The sequence below is a fragment of the Clostridium sp. UBA5119 genome (genome assembly GCF_002414285.1).
GTDB lineage: Bacteria > Bacillota > Clostridia > Clostridiales > Clostridiaceae > Clostridium_J > Clostridium_J sulfidigenes.
This window is the reverse complement of the sequence record NZ_DHYX01000098.1, coordinates 64,963-69,128: the sequence shown is the minus strand read 5'-3', so window position 1 is coordinate 69,128 and position 4,166 is coordinate 64,963. Positions and strand designations below refer to the sequence as shown.

Annotated in this window: 4 protein-coding genes; all 4 read right to left on the bottom strand. The window is 31.3% G+C overall.

Translation table 11 applies throughout. The features are described 5' to 3' along the window. Positions 1–275 precede the first annotated feature (275 nt). On the bottom strand, positions 276–722 hold the full coding sequence (locus B2671_RS15265; RefSeq protein ID WP_346871172.1) for a YaiI/YqxD family protein: 447 nt from the start codon (positions 720–722) through the stop codon (positions 276–278). A gap of 2 nt (positions 723–724) precedes the next feature. Continuing rightward, entirely contained in the window at positions 725–2,080 is a 1,356-nt protein-coding gene (locus B2671_RS15260; protein ID WP_346871171.1) for a glucose-6-phosphate isomerase, read from the bottom strand. 190 nt (positions 2,081–2,270) lie between these two features. Next, entirely contained in the window at positions 2,271–3,293 is a 1,023-nt protein-coding gene (locus B2671_RS15255) for a calcium/sodium antiporter (RefSeq protein ID WP_346871170.1), read from the bottom strand. A gap of 132 nt (positions 3,294–3,425) precedes the next feature. Further along, a partial coding sequence (locus B2671_RS15250) for a hypothetical protein (protein ID WP_346871169.1) occupies positions 3,426–4,166 on the bottom strand: 741 nt, incomplete at its 5' end.

Genomic DNA, 4,166 nt, shown 5'->3' with positions numbered 1-4,166 from the left:
ATATCTTAATTTCAGTCCCCTTCTCCTGTGGACTTGATAGGCTTGTACCAATAATCATTTCATTCATACATATTCCCCCTAGAATGTACATATACATCCCTAATTGATTAAATTGTTATAATATTCTTACATAAGTATAGCTATATTATACTACACTTACATATTATGTAACAACCTATGGAGGTCTTTATATATAATAATTCATTAGACAAAATCCTTGTAAAAAAACACTTGTAAATTATATTTCTACAAGTGTTTTCTTAATTTATGTTTTTCTATTCTTCTCTTAGACTTCTTTCTACAAGCTTTATTAAATTATCTCTAAGGCTTATATTGTCATCTTCATTTCTTTTTTTATGCTTTCCTGTCTTTCCTCCACCACGTCTTACCTTGGCACTTATATGTCTTTCAAAGAGTAATTTATCTATATTGTTCTCTGAAAATATATATCCCCTTGGACTTATGGCATAGGATTTTTTACCAAGAACCATAGCTGCTACTCCATAATCTTGAGTTACTACTATATCTCCTTTTTTAGCTTCGTTGGCAACCTTCATATCCACTGCTTGAAAGCCACTATCCATAATTACAACTTCACCATATTCTAAATTTATCACATGATGTATATCACAATAAATTTTTAGTGGAACCTTATAAGTCTTAGCTACTTCTTCTATAATACCCCTTCCTGCACATCCATCACCATCAACTATAATAGTCATCATTAATCACCTAGCCTCTCTATTAGAGACCTTTGAAGTTCTTCATAACCTGGTTTGCCAAGTAGAGCAAACATGTTTTTCTTATAGGTTTCCACCCCTTCTTGATCAAAAGGATTTATTCCTAATAAATATCCTCCTAAAGCACAGGATTTTTCAAAGAAGTATATAAGCTCTCCTAGTGCTTCTGGATTTAAAGCTTTCATATTTATAACTATATTAGGAACTCCACCTTCTACATGAGCAAGGACTGTTCCCTCCATAGCTCTCTTATTTACAAAATCTATAGTCTTTCCTGCTAAGAAATTAAGTCCATCCACATTTTCTTCATCTTCCTTTATGGATAAATTTATTTGTGGTTCTTCTACATTTATTACAGTTTCAAATATATTTCTCATTCCATCTTGAATATATTGACCCATGGAGTGAAGGTCTGTTGAAAAGTTAACGGATGCAGGGAATATACCCTTTCCATCCTTACCTTGACTCTCTCCATAAAGTTGCTTAAACCACTCTCCAAAGTATTGTAGACAAGGTTCATAGTTTACAAGAATTTCTGTAGTTTTTCCTCTTTCATATAAAAGATGTCTTGCAGCTGCATATTTATAACAAATATTTCTATGTACATCTTTACTACTAAAGTTTTCTCTTCCATTTCTAGCACCTTGTAATAGCTCATCTATATTTATTCCTGCCACTGCAATGGGAAGTAATCCTACTGGTGTTAAAACGGAAAATCTTCCACCGATATCATCAGGAATTCTAAATGTTTCATAACCTTCTGTATCAGCTAATTTTTTAAGAGCTCCCTTTGCCTTATCCGTTGTTATAAAAATTCTATTTTTAGCTTCTTCTTTGCCGTACTTTTTCTCAATGATTTCTTTAAATATTCTAAAGGCTATGGCAGGCTCTGTAGTAGTTCCTGATTTCGAAATAACATTTATGGCAAAATCCTTCCCATCTATGAGCTGTATAAGTTGAGACAGATAAGTAGAACTTATATTGTTTCCTGAAAAGTATACTGCTGGAACCTTTCTTTTATCCTCATCCATACTATTAAAGAAGGGGCCTGTCATTGCTTCTATGACAGCTCTAGCTCCAAGGTATGAACCCCCAATGCCTATTACTATAAGAACTTTAGAATTTTCCTGTATCTTTTTAGCTGCTACCTTTACTCTTTCAAACTCAGCTTTATCATAATCAGTTGGTAGGTCAAGCCACCCTAAAAATTCATTGCCAGCACCACATCTGTTATGCAGAGTGTTATGGGCTGCTTCTATCATAGGTTTTAAATTATCTATATGTGACTCCGTAACTGCTTCTTGAAGGTTCTTTATATTTAAACTTATAGAACTAGTCATTTCTTATTACCTCCTATAAAACGATTTAATTAGGTATCTGAAAATAAATAACAAGTCAAAGATGGGAAGTATATTTTGAGTTAGACAAGGAAACAGGTTCTGCAGATAGTAGCACTATCTAAGGGTTCTGTTGACACAGTATAACACAAAATAGACGAGCATTCTGACTTATTTATTTTTTGAAGATGCCTTATATTATCAAAATCAAAAAACTTATGTATATTATATAAACGCTAAGAAGCATTATTCCATTTCTCTTAGAGTATCTTCCATTAGTTGATATAGGTAAGATTATAAGTAGCATCAATAATAGAGCCACTGGAATATCTAAAAGTATAGTCTGATTAAAACTTATAAAAGATGCGTTAAATATATGAATATTTCTAGAGTTTAGTACTAATCCACCCCTAGCTAAAATACTACTAGCAGCTATAGTCATAGTTATATTTAGTATGTTTGCACCAATAACATTACCAACCGCTACTCCACTTTCCTTCTTATATATAGAAGTTAAAACAGTAACTAATTCTGGTAAAGATGTTCCTAAGGCCATAATAGTTAAACTAATTACTCCTTCTGTGACTCCATAATTCCTGGCAATAATCTGCGCATTTACAACTAATAACCTAGCTCCACATCCTATAAGTATTGCTCCTATTATAAATACAACTATATGTTTTGCAAATTCTCTCTTTTTTACTCTTCTTCTAACACTAATTTCATCTATAGTCATAGCAGTCTCATCAGGAATTTGAAGGGACTTTTTAGCACCCTTTATATTTTTTCTTATATAGTACACAAATAACCCTAAAAGGACTACCCCTTCTATTCTATCTATATTTCCATCTGTAGAAAAAAGTAATAGTAAAACCATAGATACTACCATCATAAAAGCTCTTGGCATAAACCTCTTCTTCTCTACCTCCACAGGCATTGCAATCATTGAAATAGCAAGAACAAGTCCTGTATTACAAATTATTGCTCCTATAGCATTACCTACTGCAATCTCTGGTGATCCCATAATAGTTGCCACTGAAGCTATAAAAAACTCTGGAAGAGTAGTTGCTAAACTTACAATGGTTGCTCCTATAATTATTTTTGGTATTCCTGTTATCTCAGCAATCCACATAGCTGAGTCTACAAATATATCTCCGCCCTTTATTATTACTATAATTCCTATAATAAACATTACTATAGGTAAAAACATCTCCATTATATCCTCCACCCTCTTATGCCAGTATACAATATTATGTAAATTATTTCAAACTACCCTATATACTTATAATAATGGCTAAAACAAATAAACTCAATGAATTTTAACATATTCACCGAGTTTATCTTTATCTTATATTCCTTTTTCTTTGCTGTACCATTTATAAAATATTTTAAGAGAATTGTCTAATGCTTCTATATTTAAAATATCTATCTCATTTTCTTCTGTTACGTAAAAGAATGATTTATCTTCTCCAATTAATATATTCGTCATAGTATTATTAGTAAAGTTAATATTTATGCTTTTTATATTTTCATCATTTATTACTCCTCCAAGAACTTTGTAATTTTCAGTAGCACTTACCTTTGTTTCCATTACATTCACTGTAAAAGGAGCATGTTTATCTACCTCTTTTATAGCAGTTGCTAAAATGTTATAAGAATTTTCTACTTTACTTAATTGGCATAACCCCTCATAATTTCTACCATTGTCTTCATATATAAACATGACTAATTTATCCTTTTGTATATCTGATACATTTAGAATAGATATTCTATCTTCACCTATGTTAAGGTTCTTAGATAGAAGATAGGTTATCTTGTCTGTTAATTTTACTTCAAAGGGTTCTTCATCTTTTTTAGGGAAGTTGCCACTTTTTGTCCCCATGGTTTCTTTAAATAAATCATTCTTAATGAGAATAGCTGTAATCATTAAGAATAACCCTATAACTGAAATCATAAAAATTCTTCTATTTTTCTTAATAGTTTTTTCATTTTTGTTTTTATATTTATTCTTGTTTTTATATCTCTTCTTAAGTTTACTCATATAACATTCCTCTTTAGTTTTTTCTCCCTTTGCTCGGGAGGACACTCC

Coding starts and splice junctions, on each gene's coding strand:
- B2671_RS15255 (WP_346871170.1), bottom strand. CDS start 3,293: ATGGAGATGTTTTTACCTATAGTAATGTTTATTATAGGAATTATAGTA.
- B2671_RS15260 (WP_346871171.1), bottom strand. CDS start 2,080: ATGACTAGTTCTATAAGTTTAAATATAAAGAACCTTCAAGAAGCAGTT.
- B2671_RS15265 (WP_346871172.1), bottom strand. CDS start 722: ATGACTATTATAGTTGATGGTGATGGATGTGCAGGAAGGGGTATTATA.